Source organism: Pseudidiomarina halophila, from assembly GCF_003987215.1.
GTDB classification, from domain to species: Bacteria; Pseudomonadota; Gammaproteobacteria; order Enterobacterales; family Alteromonadaceae; genus Pseudidiomarina; species Pseudidiomarina halophila.
The window spans coordinates 84,826-108,138 of sequence record NZ_PIPW01000004.1 but is presented as its reverse complement, the minus strand read 5'-3'; the positions used below and the strand labels follow the sequence as shown (position 1 = coordinate 108,138).

23 protein-coding genes are annotated in these 23,313 nt (G+C 50.7%); 11 read left to right on the top strand and 12 right to left on the bottom strand.

Translation table 11 applies throughout. The annotated features are described in order from the left end of the window. The gene (locus CWI69_RS11295) at nucleotides 1-507 is read right to left on the bottom strand and encodes a TIGR03546 family protein (protein ID WP_126764406.1); all 507 of its coding nucleotides are present in this window, start codon (nucleotides 505-507) and stop codon (nucleotides 1-3) included. Between the two features lie 158 nt (nucleotides 508-665). Between CWI69_RS11295 and CWI69_RS11290 the strand changes: the two genes are divergently transcribed. Both CWI69_RS11290 and CWI69_RS11285 read left to right on the top strand, forming a co-directional pair. Then, nucleotides 666-2,132, top strand: a complete 1,467-nt coding sequence (locus CWI69_RS11290) for a RimK family protein (protein ID WP_126764405.1) — start codon at nucleotides 666-668, stop codon at nucleotides 2,130-2,132. Then, entirely contained in the window at nucleotides 2,132-2,590 is a 459-nt protein-coding gene (locus CWI69_RS11285) for a GNAT family N-acetyltransferase (RefSeq protein ID WP_126764403.1), read from the top strand. Before CWI69_RS11290 ends, CWI69_RS11285 begins: the two co-directional genes overlap by 1 nt. Here CWI69_RS11285 and CWI69_RS11280 read toward each other — a convergent pair. Next, a complete protein-coding gene (locus CWI69_RS11280; protein WP_126764402.1) occupies nucleotides 2,583-3,626 on the bottom strand; it encodes a cysteine synthase A in 1,044 nt (347 codons plus the stop codon). The two genes, CWI69_RS11285 and CWI69_RS11280, sit on opposite strands and share 8 nt — an antisense overlap. Before the next feature lie 19 nt (nucleotides 3,627-3,645). Then, the gene (gene rcsF / locus CWI69_RS11275) at nucleotides 3,646-4,026 is read right to left on the bottom strand and encodes an Rcs stress response system protein RcsF (protein WP_157984270.1); all 381 of its coding nucleotides are present in this window, start codon (nucleotides 4,024-4,026) and stop codon (nucleotides 3,646-3,648) included. Between the two features lie 149 nt (nucleotides 4,027-4,175). On the opposite strand from rcsF, the gene cfa reads away from it, so the two are divergent. Further along, nucleotides 4,176-5,291, top strand: coding sequence for a cyclopropane fatty acyl phospholipid synthase (gene cfa, locus CWI69_RS11270; protein WP_126764399.1), 1,116 nt, complete (start codon nucleotides 4,176-4,178; stop codon nucleotides 5,289-5,291). 8 nt (nucleotides 5,292-5,299) lie between these two features. On the opposite strand, the gene CWI69_RS11265 is transcribed toward cfa, so the two are convergent. Beyond that, nucleotides 5,300-6,346: an AI-2E family transporter gene (locus CWI69_RS11265; RefSeq protein ID WP_126764397.1), complete on the bottom strand. Its 1,047-nt coding sequence runs from the start codon at nucleotides 6,344-6,346 to the stop codon at nucleotides 5,300-5,302. Between the two features lie 82 nt (nucleotides 6,347-6,428). On the opposite strand from CWI69_RS11265, the gene CWI69_RS11260 reads away from it, so the two are divergent. The 3 genes from CWI69_RS11260 to kynU are packed head-to-tail and all read left to right on the top strand — an operon-like array spanning nucleotide 6,429 to nucleotide 9,058. Continuing rightward, a complete protein-coding gene (locus CWI69_RS11260) occupies nucleotides 6,429-6,920 on the top strand; it encodes an Mpo1 family 2-hydroxy fatty acid dioxygenase (protein ID WP_126764396.1) in 492 nt (163 codons plus the stop codon). Nucleotides 6,921-6,945: 25 nt separating this feature from the next. After that, on the top strand, nucleotides 6,946-7,788 hold the full coding sequence (locus CWI69_RS11255) for an alpha/beta hydrolase family protein (protein WP_126764395.1): 843 nt from the start codon (nucleotides 6,946-6,948) through the stop codon (nucleotides 7,786-7,788). Between the two features lies 1 nt (nucleotide 7,789). Continuing rightward, nucleotides 7,790-9,058: a kynureninase gene (kynU, locus tag CWI69_RS11250; RefSeq protein ID WP_126764508.1), complete on the top strand. Its 1,269-nt coding sequence runs from the start codon at nucleotides 7,790-7,792 to the stop codon at nucleotides 9,056-9,058. Between the two features lie 22 nt (nucleotides 9,059-9,080). On the opposite strand, the gene CWI69_RS11245 is transcribed toward kynU, so the two are convergent. The 4 genes from CWI69_RS11245 to CWI69_RS11230 form a co-directional block, all read right to left on the bottom strand. Then, the gene (locus tag CWI69_RS11245; RefSeq protein WP_126764393.1) at nucleotides 9,081-9,932 is read right to left on the bottom strand and encodes a universal stress protein; all 852 of its coding nucleotides are present in this window, start codon (nucleotides 9,930-9,932) and stop codon (nucleotides 9,081-9,083) included. Nucleotides 9,933-9,948: 16 nt separating this feature from the next. Further along, nucleotides 9,949-11,439 carry a SulP family inorganic anion transporter gene (locus CWI69_RS11240; RefSeq protein ID WP_126764392.1) on the bottom strand — a complete coding sequence of 497 codons (1,491 nt, stop codon included), beginning with the start codon at nucleotides 11,437-11,439 and terminating at the stop codon, nucleotides 9,949-9,951. Between the two features lie 230 nt (nucleotides 11,440-11,669). Continuing rightward, complete coding sequence (locus CWI69_RS11235; RefSeq protein WP_126764390.1) at nucleotides 11,670-12,602, bottom strand: tetratricopeptide repeat protein; 933 nt, start codon at nucleotides 12,600-12,602, stop codon at nucleotides 11,670-11,672. Between the two features lie 131 nt (nucleotides 12,603-12,733). Continuing rightward, nucleotides 12,734-14,173: a YdgA family protein gene (locus tag CWI69_RS11230; RefSeq protein WP_126764389.1), complete on the bottom strand. Its 1,440-nt coding sequence runs from the start codon at nucleotides 14,171-14,173 to the stop codon at nucleotides 12,734-12,736. Between the two features lie 114 nt (nucleotides 14,174-14,287). On the opposite strand from CWI69_RS11230, the gene CWI69_RS11225 reads away from it, so the two are divergent. The 4 genes from CWI69_RS11225 to CWI69_RS11210 all read left to right on the top strand — a co-directional run bounded on the left by CWI69_RS11225 (nucleotide 14,288) and on the right by CWI69_RS11210 (nucleotide 18,246). After that, nucleotides 14,288-14,824, top strand: coding sequence for a DUF3750 domain-containing protein (locus CWI69_RS11225; protein ID WP_126764387.1), 537 nt, complete (start codon nucleotides 14,288-14,290; stop codon nucleotides 14,822-14,824). 170 nt (nucleotides 14,825-14,994) lie between these two features. Next, nucleotides 14,995-15,648, top strand: coding sequence for a LiaF domain-containing protein (locus CWI69_RS11220; protein ID WP_126764386.1), 654 nt, complete (start codon nucleotides 14,995-14,997; stop codon nucleotides 15,646-15,648). Between the two features lie 55 nt (nucleotides 15,649-15,703). Then, the gene (locus CWI69_RS11215; RefSeq protein WP_126764384.1) at nucleotides 15,704-17,884 is read left to right on the top strand and encodes an OsmC domain/YcaO domain-containing protein; all 2,181 of its coding nucleotides are present in this window, start codon (nucleotides 15,704-15,706) and stop codon (nucleotides 17,882-17,884) included. A 62-nt stretch (nucleotides 17,885-17,946) separates the two neighbouring features. After that, nucleotides 17,947-18,246, top strand: a complete 300-nt coding sequence (locus tag CWI69_RS11210; protein ID WP_126764383.1) for a hypothetical protein — start codon at nucleotides 17,947-17,949, stop codon at nucleotides 18,244-18,246. A gap of 8 nt (nucleotides 18,247-18,254) precedes the next feature. Here the strand turns inward: CWI69_RS11210 and CWI69_RS11205 are convergent, their stop codons facing one another. From CWI69_RS11205 to CWI69_RS11190, 4 genes are all read right to left on the bottom strand, one after another. After that, nucleotides 18,255-19,094, bottom strand: a complete 840-nt coding sequence (locus tag CWI69_RS11205; protein ID WP_126764381.1) for a patatin-like phospholipase family protein — start codon at nucleotides 19,092-19,094, stop codon at nucleotides 18,255-18,257. A gap of 15 nt (nucleotides 19,095-19,109) precedes the next feature. Further along, on the bottom strand, nucleotides 19,110-19,991 hold the full coding sequence (locus CWI69_RS11200; RefSeq protein ID WP_241971107.1) for a DMT family transporter: 882 nt from the start codon (nucleotides 19,989-19,991) through the stop codon (nucleotides 19,110-19,112). Between the two features lie 56 nt (nucleotides 19,992-20,047). Beyond that, nucleotides 20,048-20,956, bottom strand: coding sequence for a carbamate kinase (gene arcC, locus CWI69_RS11195; protein WP_126764378.1), 909 nt, complete (start codon nucleotides 20,954-20,956; stop codon nucleotides 20,048-20,050). A gap of 90 nt (nucleotides 20,957-21,046) precedes the next feature. Continuing rightward, on the bottom strand, nucleotides 21,047-22,045 hold the full coding sequence (locus CWI69_RS11190; protein ID WP_126764377.1) for a hypothetical protein: 999 nt from the start codon (nucleotides 22,043-22,045) through the stop codon (nucleotides 21,047-21,049). Between the two features lie 182 nt (nucleotides 22,046-22,227). Between CWI69_RS11190 and CWI69_RS11185 the strand changes: the two genes are divergently transcribed. Continuing rightward, on the top strand, nucleotides 22,228-23,313 hold the full coding sequence (locus CWI69_RS11185) for a zinc-binding metallopeptidase family protein (protein WP_126764375.1): 1,086 nt from the start codon (nucleotides 22,228-22,230) through the stop codon (nucleotides 23,311-23,313).

Here is a 23,313-nt window from a genome sequence, read left to right as displayed (position 1 = left end):
TTACCCTCTCAAATTCGAATAAATAGCCCAGAATCGATTCGCTTTCAGCGCTTGCACAATACGGAGCTTGTTAAACCAGGTTTGTATGCGCCGGCGATACTGGCTCACCAGCCAAAAACTTACGATGGCAAGTATCGGCGCGAAGGCGAGACTGATAACGAGGCTGCCTAAAGTGATGGTGTGATGAAACTGCACGACCCGCCAGAACGCCGAGTCGTACATGGCCTGCCAGACCGGTTGCCACCCCTCGGCGGACAGAATAGCAAAACCAACCTGGTGGAATAGCGGATCCAAAAGGAACGCAAGACCAGAACAGATCACGAAACTTAAAATGAAACCGGAGAGATTGACACGGAAGAGTAAAGCAATGAGCAGAATAACCAGGTTATGTACCCGCCACAGAGGGGTAAAGCCCATAATCATTCCCAGTACGAAGGCTATTGCCAGCGCCCAGGCTCCTGACTCTGAGTTCAGGGCGCGCAGCAATCGCGCTAATAACGTGAGCATGCAAACTCTCCTCAAAACATTGAACACATTGATTTAATTTAAGGATAGCGCACTTGTTTTGATGTGCTACCCTTTTTTCTGAAGCATTACTGAAAATTTTACTTGTGTTTTCGTAAATTTAGCCGTAAATATGCGCGCAATTCTAGTGCGGGGTACCCATGCAAAACGCAGCGTTAATTATTCTTGATTCAATCACTGACTGGCAGCCCTATTACCCCAGTCAATCCATTGTCACCGCAAGTGACTATTTGTTGCAGCAAGACGCCAAAGGGCGTGCTCAACTGCTTAACTTGTGCGGTGATTTAAGCTATTTGTCTACCGGTTACTACGTCAGTTTGCTGGCTGAAGCCCGCGGACAACGTGTACTGCCATCAGTATCGACCATCAACGACCTGGCGAACTTCTCGCATTATCAGTTGTTGCTGCCAGCGAATACTGACAAGCAAATAAGTAAATACTTAGGTCAGCAGCCACAAAGTGAGCGCCATCGCGTACTCATTTGCTTTGGTCAGACGGAAGACCCACAGTTAACGAATTTTGCCCGGCAAATTTTCGATCGCTATCCTTGCCCGATCATTTGGGTGGAATTTAGCTATCAGGGTCGCTGGTTTATCAATAACCTCTACGCTGGCAATCTGAGCGAGCTGGAGGATGAACAACAGACGTTGTTTGGTGACTCTCTGGATAGCTTTAGTAAGCGGGTCTGGCGTAAAGCCCGGGCACCCAAAGAGTACCGCTATGATTTAGCAATTCTGCATGATCCGAATGAGCCGATTCCGACCAGTGACAAAAAGGCGTTGCAGAAATTTATTAAAGCTGCAAAAGACGCTGATATTGATGCCGAACTTATTACTGTCGACGATTACAATCGGCTGCTGGAGTTCGACGCGCTGTTTATCCGTGAAACCACGCGGATAAGTCACTACACCTATCACTTTTCGAAAAAAGCAGAAGCCAATGGCATGGTTGTTATCGATGATCCTCATTCGATTCTGCAGTGTGCCAATAAGGTGTTCCTGAAAGAATTGCTGGATAAACACCGTGTCCCAACGCCGCGCACCGAGCTGATTCTGAGCCAGCAGGACATCGACTATCAGGCGATTGGTGAGCGTCTTGGCTATCCGGTGGTGTTGAAGATTCCAGACGGATCATTTTCAATTGGCGTAGAGAAAGCTGAATCCATTGATGAACTCAAGAGCATCGCCGCTGACCTGTTCAAGAAATCGACCATTTTGTTGGCACAAGAGTTTGTTCGCACCGAGTTTGATTGGCGCATCGGCATATTAAATAATCGTGCTATTTATGCTTGTAAGTACTTTATGGCACGCAACCACTGGCAGATTTATAACCATGCCAGCGGCACCAGTCGTAGCAAATCCGGTGGCTTTGAAACCGTAGGTATACATCAGGTGCCCAAAGATATCGTCAAAACTGCCTTGCAAGCTACGCGGCTGATCGGCGACGGTCTCTATGGTGTAGATATGAAACTCACCACCAAAGGTCCTGTGATCATCGAGATCAACGACAACCCGTCAATTGACTCTGGGGTGGAAGATCTACTGCTGGGTGATGAGCTTTATCACATTATTATGCGCGACTTTGCGAGGCGTCTGGACGAGAAGTAATGAGCAGTTTCATACGCCCTGCGCGTGCAGGAGATATTGATGCACTGGTCGCGCTTGAAGCCGCGACCTTTGACTACAGCCAGATTGGTAAGCGTAGCTTTCAACGCTTCCTTAAAGGCTCATCGGCACATGTTTTCGTACTTACCGCAGGGCAAGACTCTGACGCCTTGCTTGGCTACAGCTTGATGCTGACCCGTAAGAACAGCTCAGTATGGCGACTTTATTCTATCGCGGTAGCAACGCAGGCGCGGGGGCAAGGGGTTGGTCGACAACTGTTAGAGCATGCGTTGGCTTATGCCAGACAAGGTGGTGCGAGTGCTCTCTCGCTGGAAGTCAAAGTAGACAATCGGGCGGCGATAGAACTCTACCGCCGCTACGACTTTGAAGTTGTCGATGTGCTTACCGATTATTATCCTGGGCACGCCGACGGTTACCGCATGCGGCTAAGTTTTACTTAGCCGCGTACCAGACGCGATCACCCGCATCACGATAACGGGCGACTAAATCTACCGCAGGCTCAGGTTTCAAAATAATACCGCGTTGCCGCAAATAATCTTCGTTGTAGAGTTTACTCGCCGAACGTTCTCCTAAATCACAGGCAAAAGTTACAATGGTTTTGCCCGGACCATGCAATGCTGCAGCCTGCACCGCACCGGCGAGGTTCAAAGCAGAGCTGCTGCCCAGGACGATCCCGTCATGGTCACGGACATAACGCGAGAGCGCATACAAGTCCTGATCGGGCAAGTTTACCGCAGCATCGATACGTGCCTGTCTGAAGTTGTCGACCAGACGCATGATACCGATGCCCTCAGTGAATGAACTGCCACTGGCGACATACTCGCCCTGCGCTAAAAAGCTGAAAATACCTGAGCCATCGGGATCCGTCAGCCATACCTGAACCGCTTCATTGCGCTCTTTCAAATACATAGATGAGCCGGCAATGGTCCCGCCGGTGCCGGCAACCGAAACCAGGATATCCACCCCACCTTCGGTTTGCTGCCAGATCTCCGGCCCGGTTCCTAAATAATGTGCTCGGGCATTACTGGTATTTTCAAACTGATTTGCCCACCAGTAATCGTCGCGACTTTCGGCGAGTCTGCGCGCAGTATGGTAAAAGTGGTTTTCGTTACGAAACGGCACTGGGTCTACGGTTTTACATTCCGCACCATGCAGCCGAATCATGCGCTCTTTTTCCGGCGCCTGATCGTTGGGCATTACCGCCAGCATATTCAAGCCAAACGAACGGGCAACGATGGCCAGGCCTATCCCGGTATTACCGGCAGTGCCTTCAACCACTGTCATGCCAGGCTCTAATTCACCACTATCAAGGGCATCTTTGATGATTTGATAGGCAGCACGATCTTTTATCGAACCACCCGGGTTCTGGGATTCTAACTTTAACCAAATATCACAACCGGTAAGTTCCGACAGCGAGCGGACACGAATCATGTCCGTTTGCCCAATGAGATCTATAGGGCGTTGCGCAGTTCGCATAGCCAACTCCTTAATTCAATTACTGCAATGGCATCATTTGGTAAGCATCACCTTCACACCACCAACGCTTACTGCAACCGCCTTCATTATCCTGTTCGCAGCGTTTGAGTACAACGCGATTTGCCTGCCGCTCGGACGCGGCAAGCTTCATTCTCATCAGTGCTTGATCCTGCGTGGCATCGTCGGCGAGTAAATGGCTCGCGCAAGACTCGCCACGTACCGGCCCGGCACTAATAAACTCCACGTCAGTGCGTGATAGTTCGTAGGGACGAATAAATTCGACCTGATTGGCTGCTAACAACTGCTCTGCACTCATTCCTTGTGGCGCTGTTGCACATCCCTGCAGCAGGCCAAGACTAAAAAGTACGCCAGCTAACATGGCGACCGTTTTGTTGCACATAACATGCCTCTCCGTTGCGTTTGTTGAAACCATACGTTTTGCACTGAGGAAAGTCTAGAACGTTTGGCGATATGCTAAAACACTTGCTACGATAGAATGCGTTCTATCTCAGTTCAGCTAAACTTATTAGCAGCTACTCAGGAGCGCTCATGCAGACCCTAGCTTATATCGAAGAGTTACTTGACCGTGCTGATATTCGCATTAATGGTTCCCGTCCATGGGACATGCAGTTGCACAACCCTAAGCTGTTTAACGACGTTCTCGCCCGCGGAAACCTGGGACTTGGTGAAGGTTACATGCAGGGGGACTGGGACTGTGAGCAATTAGATGAGTTTTTCCACCGCGTTCTGCGTGCCAAGCTTGGCGACCAAATTAAGCCGTCGCGTTTTTTATGGCATCACCTGAAAGCACGGTTATTTAATCTACAAAGCAGCAAACGCGCTTTCCAGGTGGGGCAACAGCACTACGACCTCGGCAATCGGCTTTATCAGGCTATGCTGGATGAACGTATGGTTTACACCTGCGGTTATTGGCACAAAGCTGACAATCTGGCCACCGCACAACGCGATAAACTTGAACTCATTTGCCGCAAACTGCGATTACGCCCAGGTATGCAAGTGCTCGACATTGGCTGTGGCTGGGGCAGCTTTATGAAATACGCTGCGGAGAATTATGGTGTTCGTTGCGTCGGCGTGACCGTTTCAAAAGAACAAGTCGCCTTAGGTGAGCAGCTGTGTAAAGGACTTCCTATAGAGTTTAGGTTGCAGGACTACCGTGAAATAAATCAACGTTTTGATGCAGTGGTCAGTATCGGTATGTTCGAACACGTCGGACAGAAAAACTACGCAAACTTCATGGATGTCGCCGCACGCTGCCTGAAAAACGACGGTCTGTTTTTACTTCATACTATTGGCCGAAATCGCGATGTTCGGGGCACCGACCCCTGGATCGAACGCTATATTTTCACCAATGGCGAGCTGCCATGCCTGGCGCACATTGATCAAGCCTCGCGCGCACATTTTACCGCTGAGGATATACATAATTTCGGCGCTGACTATGACCGTACCCTGATGGCCTGGCATGACAATTTTGAGCACAACTGGGAACAGCTTAGTGACGCTTATGACACAACCTTCAAACGCATGTGGCGCTACTATTTATTGTCCTGCGCAGGCGCCTTCCGCGCTCGTGATTTACAGCTCTGGCAGTGGGTGTTCAGTAAAGAGGGCGTTGAGGGCGGCTATCACCGCCCTGATATTGATTAATTTAAAGATCAAAGTTCGCCATTAAAATCCTTCATGAAGATCTGCCAGGTTGCCATGAACAATGCCGCAACCAAAGGGCCAATGACAAAGCCGTTAATACCAAAAATGGTGAGGCCACCAATCGTAGAGAACAACACAATGTAGTCTGGCAGCTTGGTATCACGTCCGACTAAAATTGGTCGCAAAACATTGTCTGCCAGGCCAATCACTACCGCGCCATAAACTAAAAGTACGGAACCACTTACCCAGTCACCCGTGGCATAGAGATACAAGCACACCGGAAACCAGATAATGGCTGCGCCAACGGCGGGAATAAGCGACAAAAATGCCATCACTACGCCCCACAATAATGGCCCGGGTATATCGAGTATCCAGAAAATAAAGCCACCCAAAGCCCCCTGTACAATCGCCACAACCAGATTGCCTTTTACCGTTGCCCGCGTGACTTCAGCAAACTTTTTAAACAAGGCTTTTTCACGGTCATCGCCCAATGGCAAGGCACGCACGATAAGCTGTACCAACTTGCTGCCATCGCGCAAAAGGAAAAACGTCAGATACATCATTAATGCCAGGCTTATAAGAAAGCTGAAGGTATTTTGCCCAATCGTCAGAGTTTCTTTGGCCAGAAATTGTGTTGCACTCACCAGGCTGTTAGAAATGCGCTCACGTAGATTGCTGGTATCAATACCAAGCTCAACGAGTAAGCGATCGAACCAGGGAAACGCATCGCGCAGCTGTTGCATAATTTGCCGCGGATCAATTTCGCCCGCTTCAACCCGCTGATAAAACGCGATGCCTTCTTTGACAAAAGCTGTACTGAGGAAAATAACCGGGATGACAACGATCGCCATACAGGTGAGCAGCGTGATACCGGCAGCGGTATTGGGCTTATCACCTATTTTTGTTATTACCCAGCGTTGCATAGGTGCAAAAATAACCGTCACCGCGCAGGCCCAAAAGATGGCACCGAAAAAAGGTTCTAGAATGAACCCAAAAGCGATACTTACCAGTATAAGCAGAAGCAAAAACGAGCGGCGCTCCAATTTATCGCGCATGGACTTTCCCTTCAGTGGATTTTCTATTTATAGTAGACAGCAAACCGTCATACTGACAGCACAATTGCGACAGGGCAAGATTATGAAAACAATAACTGACCACTTAGCTGACTACGCCGCCTACCATCGTGATCGTCGCAACATAGCGACCCACCTCATCGGTATCCCTATGATTGTTATCGCGTTACAAATTTTATTGTCGCGTCCGCATTGGGCATTTGACGGCTGGTTCCTGAGCCCCGCCCTGATTGTCGCTGTGGTCGCTTCGTTCTTTTATCTTCGTCTTGACCGCCCCTTGGGGCTGCTGATGGCCGTCTTACTTGCGCTCACGGTAATACTGGGCGTGCAAGTAGCAGCACTGTCCACCACGCTCTGGTTAAGCTGGGGCATTGGTCTGTTCGTCGTCGGCTGGATTTTCCAGTTCATTGGGCACTTTTTTGAGGGCCGTAAACCAGCATTTGTCGATGACATCATGGGGCTGGCGATTGGCCCTTTATTTGTGGTCGCCGAAGTCGTGTTCATGCTGGGTCTGAAAAAAGATTTGCACCAAGCCATCGAAAAACGTTTTCCGTAAACTTTTAAAATACTTTAGGCCATTCATGCGCTCTTATAAATTCCTTTACTCTGCGCTCGCTGCAAGCCTTGCGCTTGCACCGCTCGTTTGTTCAGCTACTACCGATACCCATGTGAAGGCAAACGTTCCCTATCAGGCGGTCACGGAGCTCAGTTTCCAGGCTCCAGCGCAACGTCTTAGTTACGGCGATGATCCATTGCAGTTCATCGAGCTGTGGCCGGGCCCGACGAACTCTGCACCGCTGATCCTGTTTATTCATGGCGGTTGTTGGCTCAATGCTTACGACATCAAGCACACCTACGCTGCAACCAGTGCCTTGCAACAAGTTGGCTACGCGGTAGCATCGCTGGAGTACCGCCGCACCGGTGATAACGGCGGAGGCTGGCCGGGGACCTGGCACGACGTTCAAACAGCGGTGCAGATCCTGGCAGCAACACCTGAACTGCAACTTGAACAGCGTAAAGTTATTGCCATGGGCCATAGTGCTGGCGGCCATCTGGCGTTACTTGCCGGTAACGCTTTTCCTGACACCATCGACCATGTTGTGGGGCTTGCTGCGATCACTGACCTCGCCAGCTATACCGCTGCTGATGGCGGCTGTCAGCAAGCCGGAGTTCAGTTTATGGCGCACGCCACGCCAGCGGACTGGCAAACCGCAAATCCGAGTCAACAGCCGGTGCAGCTGAGTGTCACCCTGTTACAGGGTAAAGCGGATAGCATCGTACCCATCGCTCAGGCCGAAAATTATGCGCAACACGATTTAGTGCAAGTGGTTTTCGACGACAACGCGGGACATTTCGACTGGGTACACCCCGGTACGACAGCCTGGCAACAACTGCTTACTACCCTGGAAGCAATCAATGACTGAGATTAACTTCGCTGAACTCGAACGGCGCGACGCCGCAGATCCACTGGCTGAATTACGTAACCATTTTGTCATTCCCAAAAATACCGTTTATCTCGACGGCAATTCACTGGGTCTGTTGACCCATGCGACCCAACGCCGCGTCGCGGACGTCACCGGCCAACAATGGGGACAAGACGGTATCAGTAGCTGGAACCAACACGGTTGGGTCCACCTGCCACGTACAGTTGGCGATAAGCTCGCACCTATTATTGGTGCACAACCCGGCCAGGTTATCTGTTGTGATTCTATATCCGTCAATCTGTTCAAAGCGCTGAGTGCGGCATTTACTGTGCTGGATGCGCGAGGCGAGTCGCGCCGCGCGCGTAAGCAGGTGCTTTCAACAGCAGATAATTTCCCGACCGATTTGTACATGGTGCAGGGATTGCAACAACTGGTTGGCGCTGAGAATTGTGAACTGGTGCTGGCCGAGGAAGCTGAGTTACTCGCTAACCTTGCGCACCACATTACCGCTGAGACAGCAATCGTCATGCTGACTGAGGTCAACTTCCGCAGCGGACGACGCTTACCCATGGCTGAGATTATTCAGCAAGCACATGCGGTCGGGGCTGTGGTGATTGTCGATTTAGCCCATAGCGCCGGAGCATTACCCGTAGAACTCGATGAGTGGCAAGCCGACTTTGCCGTCGGATGTACGTACAAGTACCTCAACGGTGGTCCTGGGGCGCCAGCATTCATTTATGTTGCCGAACGACATTTACCAACGGTTACCCAGCCTTTGTCCGGCTGGTTCGGTCATGCCCAGCCCTTTGCGTTTGATGCAACCTTCGCGGCTGCTACCGGTATCGAAAAAATGCTCAGTGGCACGCCCTCAATTCTGGCCATGAGTGCGGTTGATGCGGCGCTGGATGCCTTCAGTGACGTATCGATGGAACAGGTGCGTGAAAAATCAGTGCAGCTTGCTGAGGTGTTTCTGGCACTGCTCGATGAATCAGGTCTTGCCGGCGAGTTTGACTGTATTTCGCCGCTGGACTCAGAGCAACGTGGTAGTCAGCTATCCTTTGCCCATCCTGAAGCTTATGCCATTTGCCAAGCATTGATTGAGCGTAAGGTTATAGCTGACTTTCGCGCGCCGAATTACCTGCGCTTCGGCTTTACCCCGCTCTACACCAGCTTTAAAGATGTTGGTCTTGCCTTGCAGCGATTGCAGGAAATTATGCAAACGCGGACCTATCTCGAGCCGCGCTTCCAAACCCGTCAGGCAGTGACCTGACAGGTTATCCGGAGGTTTGACGTTAGCGCAGCACCAGCACTGGTGTTGTGCTTTCCTGCAACATCCGCATGGTCGTGCTTCCCACCAGAAACTGCCGGATGCGCGAATGGCCAAATGCACCCATCACCATAATGTCGATGTCATTCTCGATTTGGTACTTGTGTAAGCTCTCTTCGACATTGCCGGCCAGCAACTTAGTTTCGACCTCATGGCCGCCCGCGCGAAGGTGCTCAGCAGCCCAATCCAGCCGCTCCTGATTATCTGCAGTTTCTGCATCAATCATGACCAGGTGCACTGGCATACCTTTTAACAGCGGGCTTTTTGCGATCAGCTCAACACCTTTTTTAGTTGTGGCACTGCCATCGTAAGCGAGCATTGCACTTTTGGGTTCTTTGAACAGATCCGGCGTAAGTAGCAAGGGACGATGCACAGTGCGAATCACGGTTTCCAGATGACTGCCAACTTTCTGTAACTGGTTGACTGAATCTTCGCCGTGCAGACCGAGTACAGCAAGGCGTACATCAGACTCAAGGTCCAGCAGGGTCTCCGCCAGACCGCCGTGACGTTGGCGTTGTTGCACCTCAGTGAGACCTGACTGGCGCACTTTTTCTTCTGCCTGGTCAAGTAACATGTGTCCGTGTTTTAACGCTACTTTAGCGCGCTCTTCGTCGAGCAGCGCTAATTGCTCTAGCAGATGTTCGCGCGTACCGAGACCGATATTGCCGGTCACATCGGTACTTACCTCAAGATTACTCTGTTCCAGCACATGCAAGAGCATTAAAGGCGCATCTAATTGCTTTGCCGCCCATACTGAATACTCACAAACGGCAGTGTTTGTGGTCGCCCCGTCAATACATCCAACTACGTAAGACATGTTGTTCTCCCGCGGCTTAGTGGCCGCCCATGATTTCGTCAGCAGCACCAGGTTTATCGTGAACCCCAAACCGATCAACGATGGTCGCACTTGCTTCATTCAGGCCGAGCACTTCTACCTCGGCACCATCACGACGGAATTTCAGTACCACCCGATCTAAAGCCCCTACTGCGGTGATATCCCAGAAATGCGCGCGTGTCAGGTCAATCACTACTTTATCGACTGCTTCTTTGAAGTCAAAGGAAGCGACGAATTTATCTGCCGAACTAAAGAAAACTTGACCCGTGACGTGATACTGACGTTCCGTGCCCGCGTCATTTATGGTTGAACTAACATGCATGAAGTGGCCAATTTTGTTGGCAAAGAACATAGCAGCAAGCAATACGCCCACGCCAACACCAATCGCCAGATTATGGGTAGCCACCACTACAACGACTGTCGTTACCATCACAATGTTGGTCGACAACGGGTGCTTGCGCATTTTGCGCAGTGAATCCCAGCTAAAGGTACCGATAGACACCATAATCATGACAGCAACCAAAGCCGCCATTGGAATTTGCTGCAGCCACTCATCAAGTACCATAATCATTACCAGCAAAAAGATACCAGCGGAGAAAGTTGAAAGTCGAGTGCGACCGCCTGATTTGACGTTGATTACCGATTGCCCGATCATCGCACAACCTGCCATCCCGCCTAATAAGCCAGAGCCGATATTGGCAATGCCTTGCCCTTTACACTCACGGTTTTTATCACTTTCGGTATCCGTCAAATCATCAACGATGGTTGCTGTCATCATCGACTCCAGCAAACCAACCACTGCCAAACCCACAGAATAGGGCAGGATGATCGTTAAGGTTTCCAAGTTTAAGGGTACGTCAGGCCAGAGGAAAATCGGAAGAGTATCGGGAAGCTGTCCCATGTCACCGACATTACGAATATCGATATTAAAGAGAATTGCGACAATGGTAAGACTGATGATGCAAATCAGTGGCGACGGCAAAACCTTGCCAATGATCGGGACATAAGGAAACAAATAGATGATCCCCAGGCCAGCGGCAGTCATGGCGTAAACATGCCAGGTGACATTGGTTAGCTCCGGCAGCTGAGCCATGAAAATAAGTATTGCCAGCGCGTTAACAAAGCCGGTTACTACTGAGCGCGAAACAAAGCGCATCAGGTCACCAAGCTTCAGGTAGCCGGCAACGATTTGCAGTACCCCCGTCAGCAAGGTCGCGGCCAGCAGGTACTCCAGTCCATAATCTTTAACCAGCGTCACCATCAACAGTGCCATCGCACCAGTCGCGGCGGAAATCATGCCAGGCCGACCACCGGTAAACGAGATAATTACGGCGATACAGAACGATGCGTAAAGACCCACTTTAGGATCGACGCCAGCGATAATAGAAAAGGCAATTGCCTCTGGGACAAGCGCCAAGGCCACCACGATACCCGCGAGCAGATCGCCACGGATATTGGAGAACCATTGGTTTTGCATGGTCTTCAACATAGTTGTAATCACTTGTTAGTTAGTAAATCGATAGAAACACGTACGAGCGCCGACAGCAGAATCAGTCAGCGAATAAAGAAAAGAAAGCTGTTACGTCTAGGGTGGCGTAAGTAGGAACAAGGGCCCAAACTCCATGGTCGTTCGTAAGTTAGTACTTAGTTTGGGCAGCAGCCCGTCAAAGGCCGCGAATAATACCTAATAATGCGAAGGTGGGCAAATTTAAGACGGCATTAATTGCCGCCTCTGCTACCGCTGAGTACATCGCCGAGGCTGCTCTGGCCTTTGCCCGGGCTTAAAACTGAACATGCGGAACCGGTATCCGCACAACCGACACCACGAATACGTGAACCAATCGACCGGTTATCGAAACTACCAGAAGCCTCAAGCTGATTCACCAGGCGATCCAGCTGGCTACGGTACAAACTTGCGTCTGCCGTCACGGTGATACGCTCCATCGCCTTTTCAGCTTGTTGCAAGCGCTCGCCGTCTTCAGACGCAGCAAACTCGGTGCCAGTCAGCTGCTGGTTAATTTGTTGTAATTGCTGACGGGCATCGCTGTAACCTGAGCGTGCTAAGCGGGCAAACAATTTTCCTGCTGCCGGCAGATCCTGCTCCATCAGCGTGCCGGTTTGCTGCAATCGTGCCAGTGCATACATCGCGGTAAGCAGATTCTGTGCCGCAGCTTGTTCAAGTAATGGAACTGCCTGACGCTGTGTATCCGCGTCCTCGGTCGCCAAGAGATGGGTTGCTTTCAGGTACTGAGCCGGGGCATAACCCGCTTTAACCGCTCGGTCGAGCCAGAGCACGCTTTCCGAAGCATCATTTTCGACCACAAAACCGCGGCTGTACCAATCGGATAGCACATACATCGCCAACGGATTGCGGCGGCGCGCGCCCTGTTCAATAAACTGCCGGGCCTTGTCAATGTCTTGTTCGACGCCATCACCGCTGGCGTACGCCAGTGCGACCACAGCAGCGGCATCACCACTGCCCTTGCGGGCCAATCGCTCAAGTTCAGTTAACTGGCGTTCACAGTCACCACTTTCACAAATGGTTAAGTTTTCGCTTCCCTGAGCATAAGCCGCAGGCGCGCTCAGTAGCCAGGCTGCACAAACAGCCGTAACCAATACTGAAGAGAAAGCCGAAAATGATGTCTGAAACATAACCTGACTGCCTTATTGTTGATGACCAATTGTAGTTAACCAAAACTTACCACGCCCACAACATAACACTGACAAGTTCTCAGCGGTATTGCGGCGTGGTAAGCAATTGTAACTAAGGTTTACAAGCCAATTTACATGGCGCCCATAGCCTGATTCAGCGGCATCGATTGACCATTTATTGTCATCATGCCGTCAGCGATGGCAAAATCGAAAATGTAAGTGTCATCTTCCTCACGTAACACACCCTGCTGGATAAATGCCTGAATCATCATCGCCGCCTGTTGTGCGGCAATCTGATCTAACTGCTCGGCAGTCAGCTCATTGGCTTGTCCGGCATTAACCAAGCTCATATGCACATAGCTTGTTGTCGCCCACTGCAACAAGGGTTTGGCAATGGTCGCATCGCTGTCGACGCGCAGGTGCTGACGCCAGAAGGCATCGTCTTCCATAGAATCAGGCAGTGCTGTTACGCCTGCAACGGACATTGCCGCATTAGCATTAAATGCACCTTGTGGCAGGATGCCGCTAAATTCAGTGACGGCCAGTTCCGGTTGCGCTTGTAAAAACGCCAAACCATGGCTTTCAAACAGCTCAGATAACATAATAGTCATTTGCTCTGGGTCTTCGCCAAAACCGGCACGAATCTGTTCCAGATACGCATCCAGAAATGTTTTATCGAGATTGTTGATGGCGGTATCGAAACGCAGGTTTGCCACCTCAACTCCATTTATTCGCAAACTGTTGGCACCATAATTGATGTTCATGTGCGCAAGTGTGGTATTCGTGCTCGTGTCTTCACTCAATGAAGTGATGTAATCCATTGACAGTTCATCCACTGCGGCGACTTCACCCGCCTCAGCGGTGGTTACAGTTGCCGAGTCAAGCAACAGCTGGCCGGTACCTGTGTAGAAGTCCCCTTTCAGTATCGTGGCAATATCTGCGCTGGCGACCATGCTAAGTTTCGCATTGCGCATTTCGACCATTAAGGATTCGACGCTCAAAACAAAATCAGAAAATAAGCCATCGTAAATGAGTGTCTCACCATCGTAACTACCGTGCCCGACATATTCGGCCAGGGTAAAGCTGACCTCACCCGTGTTAGCGGTGTTACTAAGCTGTGGTATCGCATCGCTGTAGGTGGCGTTACCGGCTAAACTGACACTACCCTGTTGCAAATAAAGCAGCTGTTCTTTGTCCCACTGCACATAGTCCTCAAGCCCCCGTCCATCATTGCTTAACTGCCAGGAAGCCAGGCCCAGCGACAACCCCTGATCAGTCAGGATCGGGCCGTGTTGTACTGACAACTGGAACGAGGATGTGGCAACGCCAGTTTCTACTTCATCACCCAAGCCTAAATCGTCTAAATCTATTCCTACTTCAATAACCGCATTTGAGCTGAGCCAGCCCCGGTCATAACTTACTACCCTGGCCTGGTACATCGGCTGTGAACTATCAAACAGCGCAACCTGATCCTGAATTGCTGATTCGGTTTGCGAACCAATAACATAAGGGGTAATCGAAAGCGCTGCGGCCACAACTACAACACCGATAACAATACCTTTTTTGCTCATAACAGTTGATCCATCAATGGAGGTTTAAAGTAACGAGAAGATAACAAAAAAGATCCTTCTTATCATCGACTTTTAGCATTAATCTTGTAACAAAGGGTAGTTTGGGTGGTTATTATGAAAAAAATTGTTCTTTTCGCGCTCTTTTTACTAACGCTCAGCGGCTGTTCATCCAGCGATTGGCGCGATGCCTCGCGTGAATCAGCGGGCCTGGCTGCTAATCCATTGGAAGAACAAGAAGCAGTGATTGAGGCCTATGCGGCAGATGCCTTTGGCTGGCGCGGTTGGTTTGCCGTGCATACCTGGTTGGCGGTCAAACCGCAAAATGCCTCAGAGTATACGGTCTATGAAGTCGTCGGATGGCGCGTTGACAACGGCGCGCCAGCATTGCGGGTCTATCAAACCAAAACACCTGATCGCTACTGGTATGGCGCCCGCCCGGAAAAACTCCTGTCCGTCACCGGAATCCGCGCGGCTGAACTCATTCCACAAATCGCAGCAGCTTCGCAACGCTACCCCTGGGCCAACGAATACCGGGCGATCCCCGGGCCTAACAGCAACACCTTCCCAGCCTGGATCGCATTACAATTCCCGGAACTTGGCCTGCGACTTCCCTTCAGCGCCATAGGTAGTGGCTACGCGGATAACGAATAGCAAAAATCGTTAAGTTTTTTCACACTATTTTGTGGTTTTTGGCTATAGTTGGTTAAATTGCCTACCTAAAACGACGGAAGATCATAAATAAACACCGTAAATACAATATGTTAGGTTTTGGCCTCTATATTGCATAGGTTTTAGCATGGTTCGAACAATAAGGAACAACTATGCCTGTAAAACTTGAAGACCGTCCAATTGAGCAAGTCCGTGAAGAAACCGTAGACAAACTCATCGTCAACTACAGCCGTGCCATTATCTCCGCTGAAGCCTTTGAACGCCGCCTTGATGAGGCTATGGCAACGGACATCCACCAGGAATTAGTCGACTTAGTCGCTGACTTGCCACTTGAGGCGGACACCAGTTACGACGACAAAAAAGAGCGCTCGTTCACACCAAATTACGCCGCCTCCGGCGAATCAGACGATGATAAGTTAATCAGCATTCTTGGCTCCAATGTCCGCGAAGGGCAATGGCTTGTACCGAAGAAAATAATAGTGGTTGACGTGTTGGGATCGGCAAAAATTGACTTTACTGATGCGGTTTTCCAGCACCAGCATATCGAAGTCAATGTCACCAATGTCCTCGGCAGTCTCGAGATATTCATTCCGGAAAATGTCAATGTGACCACGCGTATGTTCAACATCATTGGTTCATCGGAAAATCATGCGCCATCAATGGCGGGCCGCCAGGCACCGCAAATTACCATCACCGGCTGGTCACTGCTGGGCTCGGTGGAAGTTTCCGTAAAACGGACCATGAAAGAAAAGCTCGTCGCTTTTGCAAATAGCATGCGTGAAGCCTTCGGCATGGAAAAGCGTTAGCTTATAAGGGATAATAGCGGGCATACCTCCTCATTCGTAACCTCGGTAGCCCGCCATGGAAATTAAAGTAAACTTTCTCGACAATCTGCGCCTTGAGGCTAAGTTTGATGACTTTACCGTTATCACTGATCAGCCCATCCGCTATAAAGGCGACGGTTCAGCGCCGAGTCCGTTTGATTACTTCCTGGCATCATCGGCGTTGTGTGCTGCCTACTTCGTAAAGGTGTATTGCGTCTCGCGCGATATCCCCACCGACAACATTCGTCTTTCACAAAATAATATTGTCGACCCGGAAAACCGTTACAACCAGATCTTTAAGATCCAGGTCGAACTGCCTGATGATATTTCTGACAAAGACCGGCAAGGCATTTTACGTTCCATCGAGCGCTGTACGGTTAAAAAAGTTGTGCAAACGGGCCCTGAGTTTCAGATCGAAGTTGTTGAGAATCTTGATGAGGATGCCCAGGCCCTGCTCATGGGAGCGCCCGATGGCAGCGAACTGACCTACATTGAAGGGAAAGACCTGCCGCTGGAACAAACCATTGCCAACATGACGCAGATCCTTGCCGATTTGGGCATGAAAATTGAAATCGCATCATGGCGCAACATTGTGCCGCATGTATGGTCATTGCATATCCGCGATGCGGCCTCGCCCATGTGCTTTACCAACGGCAAGGGTGCCACCAAGGAAGCCGCACTGGCGTCAGCACTTGGCGAGTTCATTGAACGCCTGAGCTGCAACTTTTTTTACAACGACCAGTATTTTGGTGAAGAACTCGCCAACGCTGAGTTTATTCACTACCCAAATGAGAAATGGTTTAAACCGGAGGCCGATGACAGCCTGCCAGACGCTATTCTCGATGCCTATTGCCGCGAAGTTTATGATCCTGATGGCGAGCTACGCGCGTCCCATTTGGTTGATACCAATTCTGGTAATACTGAGCGCGGTATCTGTGCCTTACCTTTTGTCCGGCACTCCGATGGCGAGACGGTGTACTTTCCTTCGAATTTGATCGAAAACTTGTACTTAAGTAACGGTATGAGCGCCGGTAACACTTTACCGGAAGCCCAAGTCCAATGTTTGTCGGAGATTTTTGAACGGGCAGTGAAAAAGCAAATCATTGAACAGGAAATTGCCCTGCCCGATGTACCGGAAACCGTACTGGCCAGGTATCCGCACCTGGTAGAGGGTGTGCAAGCGCTGGAAGCCCAGGGTTACCCGGTGCTGGTCAAAGATGCCTCCCTCGGCGGGCAGTTCCCGGTCGCCTGTGTGACTTTGATGAATCCTCGCACCGGTGGTGTGTTTGCCTCATTTGGCGCCCACCCGAGTATGGCGGTAGCGATTGAACGCAGCCTCACAGAACTATTACAGGGCCGCAGCTTTGAAGGTCTCAACGACCTGCCGCCACCGACCTTTAACAGCATGGAAGTTACCGAGCCGAATAACTTTGTCGAGCACTTCATCGATTCTTCTGGCGTTATTTCCTGGCGTTTCTTTAGTGCGCGCAGTGATTACGAGTTTTGCGAGTGGGATTTCTCCGGCTCCAATCAACAGGAAGCCGATACCCTGTTCGGGATTTTTGCTGAGATGGGCAAAGAAGTTTACGTCGCTCAACACAATGACCTTGGCGCTCCGGTGTGCCGGATTTTAGTACCGGACTATTCAGAAGTTTATCCGGTTGAAGATTTAGTTTGGGATAACACCAATCAGGCACTGAGTTTCCGTAAGGATATTCTGAATCTGCATCAGCTCAGCACCAATGAGCTTGAGGATTTAGTCGAGCGACTCGAAGAAAGCCAGCTCGATAACTACACCGATATCATCACCTTGATTGGTGTTGAGTTCGATGAAAATACCGTATGGGGCCAACTCACCATTCTTGAGCTTAAACTGTTGATTTATCTGGCATTGCAACGCCATGAAGAAGCACTGGAGCTGGTCGAGGCTTTCTTACAGTACAACGATAACACCGTCGAACGCGTGCTGTTCTACCGCGCAATGCAGGCGGCGCTCGAGATTGAACTTGATGAAGAACTGGAAATGGCAGACTTTCTGCATAACCTGCAACGTATGTACGGCAAGGAAACCATGCGTGCGGTAGTCGGTTCGGTTGAGGGTTCCGTCACGTTTGCCGGGCTGACACCAACCAACATGCAGCTGGAAGGTCTGGATAAGCACCAACGCTTACTGGATAGTTACAAAAAATTGCATGCGGCGCGCGCTCGCACTCAATGAATCCTACAAAACAGATCTGATAGTTTGTACACTCAGATTTAGATCTGACAAGGAGACGTTTAGTGAGCTTCATAATACAGCAACTTAGCTGGCACAAGCGCCGCAAAGCAACAGTTGAGCCACAACCTGTAAGTATCTCAGTGCCGGATTTCAAAAAAGAGGTGAATCATTTTTGTACCGTTGAAGTCACCTTCGATAATGGTGAAGTCGTCAAACTCAGCGGGCGGGTCACCCAGCATCCTATTACCGGTGTCTGGTCGATAAATGGCATCAACGCTAAGGGGCAAAGCGTATCAGCCCGTTATGAGGAAACGAGTGACGATGACAAATTCCGAGCTTCAACAACTAAAACATCGCCTTGAAACCTAATTCAAAGATGATCAATATGCTCGAATGCCGCACGCAGGCCGGCGTTATATCCTATATCTAAGCGCTCGCGCTGCCGGGTGAAACGTCCTACCGGCATATCTTCTGGCGGGGCAATAATGTGTATCACACAATCGTCGGGCGGGTTTTCGATGAAATCCACAGTTGCATTGTAACGTTCAGCACGATCTTCGATGGCGTCACATAATTTCGGATACTGACTCAGGAGACTTCGGGTGATCGCTAAGGTGTGGCCATTCTTCTTGCGATAACCCTTTGCCCGCGACAGTATCACGGTAATTTCCCGCGCCCCCATTTCATAGGCTTTAAGCACCGGAATAGAATCCGCCACGCCACCATCGGTCATTGCCACACCCGCAACTTCAGGGAAGTCCCGAAAAGCTAACGGAATCGCGCAGGAGGCAGGGAAAAGTTGATGCATATTGTCCTCGGTGACTTCGATATAGCATGGCGACCCGTCATCAACCCGGGTGGTGACCACGTACAAAGGCACATTAGCCGAGAGGTAGCGCGCGAAATGCAATTCAATTTCGTTGTAGGAAGTGCGCCAGAGCCACTCAACGTCACAAAAGTGCCCGCCCAGCAGTCCACGCACGGGGTCGATAAAATCTTTCGACTGCGCAAGTTCTGTGAGGATCCGGTAACTACGTTGATAGTCGTCTGTCAGATAACCAATCAGGTTGGTCGACCCGGCGGAAACACCAATCGCAAAGTCATAAGGTTTAAAGTTCTCACGCATAAAGCCATCCAGCACGCCGGCAGCGAAAATACCACGCATGGCGCCGCCCTCAACAACTATCGCTCGCGATTGATTTTTTTTCATGTTTCTAATAACCACCTAAATGGAAGCTTTACGACGGCTTGAGTGAACACTTAGCATAGTGACGGTAATCAAAATCAGTGCCATGCCCGTTAGTTGTATCAGGTTGAGTTTTTCATCTAAAACCACGACACCAAATAACGAAGCCGTAACGGGTTCTACCATTGCCACTATTGAGGCTACAGCAGGCGCCGTGTAATTGAGCCCGAAGATATAAAAAATAAAGGATAAACCTGCGCCAAGCACTCCCAGCAACACGAGCAACGGCAAACTCGGTGTGGAAAATGCTGCAACAACTTCGCTCACCTCACCGAGCGCAATCAAAATAATCGCGAGTACCGCAAAAGCTATCACAAGAATAGCCTGTGGACTACCATGCGGGGCAGCGTACTTAAAACCGAAGATAAACAACGCATAGGACATGCCTGAGAGTAGACCAGTGGTTACCGCGAATACCGAGACTGCGCCCGCGCCGAGTGTGTAGATCTGCGTTAACAGTACGATCCCCAATAGCACCAGAAGAATCGCCAGCCACTTTTGCAATGAGGGCGACTCAAGACCGAGTGTAAAGGACACCAAATAAACAAAAACCGGTGCGCAGTACATCAGGGTTGCGGCAACAGCAACACTGCCTTCGCCAATGCTTAAGAAATAAAAAGCGAAGTTACCGGCAACACCTGCGCCGGCAATTGCGGACCAGAACCACAGTTTGCGATTCGCTAACCCACTGCGTTGGGGACGAAGCAGCAGCCAAATAAAAACGAACAGAAAGCCAACCGCCCCCCGGTAAAATGACACGGTAAATGCATCCCAGCCGCGCTCCAGCAGCACGGCGCCTATGCCGCCTGACAGACCCCAGCAAAACGCCGCCAGGGTCACCAGCAGCGTACTTCGGCGCACCCACTTTCCGGGTGACGCTAATCTTAAAGGAGCATGTAAACCGAAGGCCATGAGCGTTACCCTGAGGAGATACGTGTGCCAGCGTTACCCTGCAACAGATCCAACGCGTCTTCCATTGCGCCTATCCCACTAAAACTCCCCTTTCGGGCAAACCGTGCTGCAGCTATTAATTTCGGCCCCATCGAGCCCTCCGGTGCATCAAAGTCTTCGGCTTCGCTGGGGGTCATTTGCCTGATCGGGCGTTCGTTTGAGCCGCCAAAGTCATGGTAGACCGCGTCAACATCTGTCAGCAATAACAAGGCATCTGCGTTAACTTGCTCAGCCAGTAAAGCGCTGGCCGCATCTTTATCGATGACCGCTTCTACTCCGGTGTAGCTGCCGTCCGGCTGACGCACGATCGGAATCCCCCCGCCACCGATGCAAATTGTGATCACCTGTTGTTCAAGCAAAATCCTGAGAATCTTCAGATCCTGTATTTTCTTCGGTTCAGGTGAAGGCACTACCCTACGCCAGTTGTCACCATCTTTGGCGATCGTCCAGCCATGCCTTTCTTTTAATTCTTCTGCCTGCTCTTTATCATAAACCGGTCCGATAAACTTGCTGGGGTCGTCGAAGTGAGGATCATCAGCGTCCACCGCGATCTGAGTGATCAGAGTCGCAACCGCATAGCCCTCACCCAGTTGGTTTTCGAGTTCTTGTTCAATTAGGTAACCAATCATGCCCTCGGATTCGGCACCGAGAATATCCAACGGAAAGGCTTTATCTGCATCATAGGCTTGGTTTTGTAGCGCCAGCAAACCTATCTGCGGACCGTTACCATGGGTAATGACCAGCCGATGCCCGGCCTTTACAATATCCGCCAGTACCCGCACAGCCTGCTTCACATTATCCCGCTGATTTTCTGCAGTGACATCCTCACCACGGCGCAACAGCGCATTGCCTCCTAAAGCGGCGACTACCAGCATTAAACCTCCTTGCGCGGACTTTGCCTTAACTAGCTAAACCCTAGTTGATAGCGGCGGGATACGTCCACTAAATGCCCCTGCCGCGCTGAATTAGTGATTGTCGTAATGTTTGATGGCTGCCAGCACATCTTTGTGTACAGCGGCAGCGGTGGCCTCTAACCCGGCGCCTACTCCTTCAACAGGAATAGCTTTTACCGGATCCTTTGCCGTCCAGACCCGGAAGTAAGCACGTTCCGGCGCTAACTCGGCGTAGGGTGATTCACCGGTAACGGGTTCCAGGGCGGCACTGGCTTTCACGCGCTGATGACCGTCTGTCTCTAATCGGCCCACATAACAAAACTGCGTGGCATCCGGATAGTTCGCTAACCGCCACTGATCGAACGCGGCGTCCAACTCTTCATCTAACGACGACGTCAGCACCAGGTCTTGAATGTCGGCATCCGCCAGCTCAAAGTCCCAGCCCGCCTCACGTGCGACAATAAGCAGTTTCTTGGCGACGTCCATGCCACCGAGGTCAGTGCGTGGATCCGGCTCAGTAATTCCCGCCTCACGGGCTTTACGCAGTAACTCTGAGAGCTTGTCTCCCGGCCGGTATTGCTGAAAAATCCAGGTCAGCGAGCCTGAGAAATTGCCCTCCACCTTTAACACCGAATCACCCGCTTCATAGCACTCGCGCACCGTCTGCGGCACTGGCACCCCGGCGCCAACGGTGGCGGCGTACAGCCACTGTCGCCGGTGCTTTTTCAATGCTGTTTTTACCTGCTGGTAAAACGCAGAATCCGCAGCGCCAGCGTATTTATTTGCACTAATAATATCGGCGCCGGCAGCAATCCATTCAGGATAACAGCGACTAACAGTCTCCGAAGCGGTTAGGTCTAAGACCAGTGGTATCAGACCTTCACTTTGCAACTTCTCGATAGCCGTTACCGTCAACGGATTTCGCGAGTTGTGCCTGCTATGCACCATCGCTGACGGTGGCAGCGTAGGGCCAAATTTCTCCAGCCAGCAGCTGCCCACCTGACCAACGCCCACCACCACAACAGCAAATTTGGGTTCTGTCTGAGACTGGTGCTTCACGTTGGATTGCATACTATTCCCTCAAGCTGCGATAGTAGTTTTGCTATGATGAACATAAGCGCTGGACGTGGTTCTCTAAATACCGGCTTGCGGTATTTTTACCATTATCCTGAACGCTTTTTTCCTAACGTGTTAAAATAGTGCATAAAATGAACGCTCAATACAAGCGAGCATCGGAGCCTGGATAACTAATTATGCAAACGTTTTCCTGTCAGTGTGGTAATACTCTGCATTTTGCTAACACCCGTTGTGTCAGTTGTGGACTGATGCTGGGTTTCATGCCGGATGAGAAAAAGGTAAGCGCTTTTACCCACCACGACAAAGGTGTTTGGCGTTCTGCGGCGAATGGCAGACTCTACCGTCAGTGCAAGAACTACTCTGTCCAGGACGTATGCAACTGGATGATTCCCGTCGCCGAACCAGGTGAATTATGTGCCTCCTGCGAGTTGACCCGAACCATTCCTAACCTTGATCAACCTGATAACAGGCGACTATGGGCGAGGATGGAACAGGCTAAGCGGCGTTTACTCTATACCCTTTATAAGCTTGAGCTACCTGTAATCTCGCGGCAGCAGGATCCGCAACAGGGTCTGGGTTTTGAATTTCTTGAAGATCAAACGGAAGACGAATACGGCAACGAACTGACCGTTAAAAATTTCGTTACCACCGGTCACAATGCCGGCATCATTACGCTTGACTTAAAGGAAGCTGAGCCGAGTTCACGGGTAAAAATGCGTGAAGAACTGAACGAGCAATACCGTACCCTTGTTGGGCACTTCCGGCACGAATCCGGTCATTACTTTTGGGACCGACTGGTACGCAATAGCGGTTGGCTGAATGATTTCCGTGAACTCTTTGGTGATGAGCGGCTGGATTACACCTATGCTCTGCAACATTACTATGAGCAGGGCCCGGCACCCGACTGGCACAAAGTATGGGTTAGCGCGTATGCCAGTATGCACCCCTGGGAAGATTGGGCAGAAACCTGGGCCCACTATCTGCACATGGTCGATACCCTGGAAACCGCCAGTGATTTTGACTTCAGCGTAAAGTCACATCAGGTCATCAACCCTCTACAGCAGTTACCGCAGAGTGATGAGGCCATAAGCGAAGCACATTTTAATCAGCTATATAACGACTGGTGTCGCCTCACCGCAGTATTAAATGCACTCAACCGGAGCATGGGGCTGGATGATGCTTATCCGTTCGTGCTCTCGAACATGGCCATCGATAAGCTGCGCTTTGTGCATAACGTCATCAGCGCAGCGCAGAGTAATTAA

What these genes read in the sequence shown, in the direction of transcription:
- CWI69_RS11240 (WP_126764392.1), bottom strand. Translation starts at nt 11,439, where the DNA reads ATGTTGAAGACCATGCAAAACCAATGGTTCTCCAATATCCGTGGCGAT.
- CWI69_RS11245 (WP_126764393.1), bottom strand. Translation starts at nt 9,932, where the DNA reads ATGTCTTACGTAGTTGGATGTATTGACGGGGCGACCACAAACACTGCC.
- CWI69_RS11230 (WP_126764389.1), bottom strand. Translation starts at nt 14,173, where the DNA reads ATGAGCAAAAAAGGTATTGTTATCGGTGTTGTAGTTGTGGCCGCAGCG.
- CWI69_RS11285 (WP_126764403.1), top strand. Translation starts at nt 2,132, where the DNA reads ATGAGCAGTTTCATACGCCCTGCGCGTGCAGGAGATATTGATGCACTG.
- CWI69_RS11255 (WP_126764395.1), top strand. Translation starts at nt 6,946, where the DNA reads ATGCGCTCTTATAAATTCCTTTACTCTGCGCTCGCTGCAAGCCTTGCG.
- CWI69_RS11190 (WP_126764377.1), bottom strand. Translation starts at nt 22,045, where the DNA reads ATGCAATCCAACGTGAAGCACCAGTCTCAGACAGAACCCAAATTTGCT.
- CWI69_RS11280 (WP_126764402.1), bottom strand. Translation starts at nt 3,626, where the DNA reads ATGCGAACTGCGCAACGCCCTATAGATCTCATTGGGCAAACGGACATG.
- rcsF (WP_157984270.1), bottom strand. Translation starts at nt 4,026, where the DNA reads ATGTGCAACAAAACGGTCGCCATGTTAGCTGGCGTACTTTTTAGTCTT.
- CWI69_RS11225 (WP_126764387.1), top strand. Translation starts at nt 14,288, where the DNA reads ATGAAAAAAATTGTTCTTTTCGCGCTCTTTTTACTAACGCTCAGCGGC.
- CWI69_RS11265 (WP_126764397.1), bottom strand. Translation starts at nt 6,346, where the DNA reads ATGCGCGATAAATTGGAGCGCCGCTCGTTTTTGCTTCTGCTTATACTG.
- CWI69_RS11295 (WP_126764406.1), bottom strand. Translation starts at nt 507, where the DNA reads ATGCTCACGTTATTAGCGCGATTGCTGCGCGCCCTGAACTCAGAGTCA.
- CWI69_RS11235 (WP_126764390.1), bottom strand. Translation starts at nt 12,602, where the DNA reads ATGTTTCAGACATCATTTTCGGCTTTCTCTTCAGTATTGGTTACGGCT.
- CWI69_RS11290 (WP_126764405.1), top strand. Translation starts at nt 666, where the DNA reads ATGCAAAACGCAGCGTTAATTATTCTTGATTCAATCACTGACTGGCAG.
- CWI69_RS11220 (WP_126764386.1), top strand. Translation starts at nt 14,995, where the DNA reads ATGCCTGTAAAACTTGAAGACCGTCCAATTGAGCAAGTCCGTGAAGAA.
- cfa (WP_126764399.1), top strand. Translation starts at nt 4,176, where the DNA reads ATGCAGACCCTAGCTTATATCGAAGAGTTACTTGACCGTGCTGATATT.
- CWI69_RS11215 (WP_126764384.1), top strand. Translation starts at nt 15,704, where the DNA reads ATGGAAATTAAAGTAAACTTTCTCGACAATCTGCGCCTTGAGGCTAAG.
- arcC (WP_126764378.1), bottom strand. Translation starts at nt 20,956, where the DNA reads ATGCTGGTAGTCGCCGCTTTAGGAGGCAATGCGCTGTTGCGCCGTGGT.
- CWI69_RS11260 (WP_126764396.1), top strand. Translation starts at nt 6,429, where the DNA reads ATGAAAACAATAACTGACCACTTAGCTGACTACGCCGCCTACCATCGT.
- CWI69_RS11185 (WP_126764375.1), top strand. Translation starts at nt 22,228, where the DNA reads ATGCAAACGTTTTCCTGTCAGTGTGGTAATACTCTGCATTTTGCTAAC.
- CWI69_RS11205 (WP_126764381.1), bottom strand. Translation starts at nt 19,094, where the DNA reads ATGAAAAAAAATCAATCGCGAGCGATAGTTGTTGAGGGCGGCGCCATG.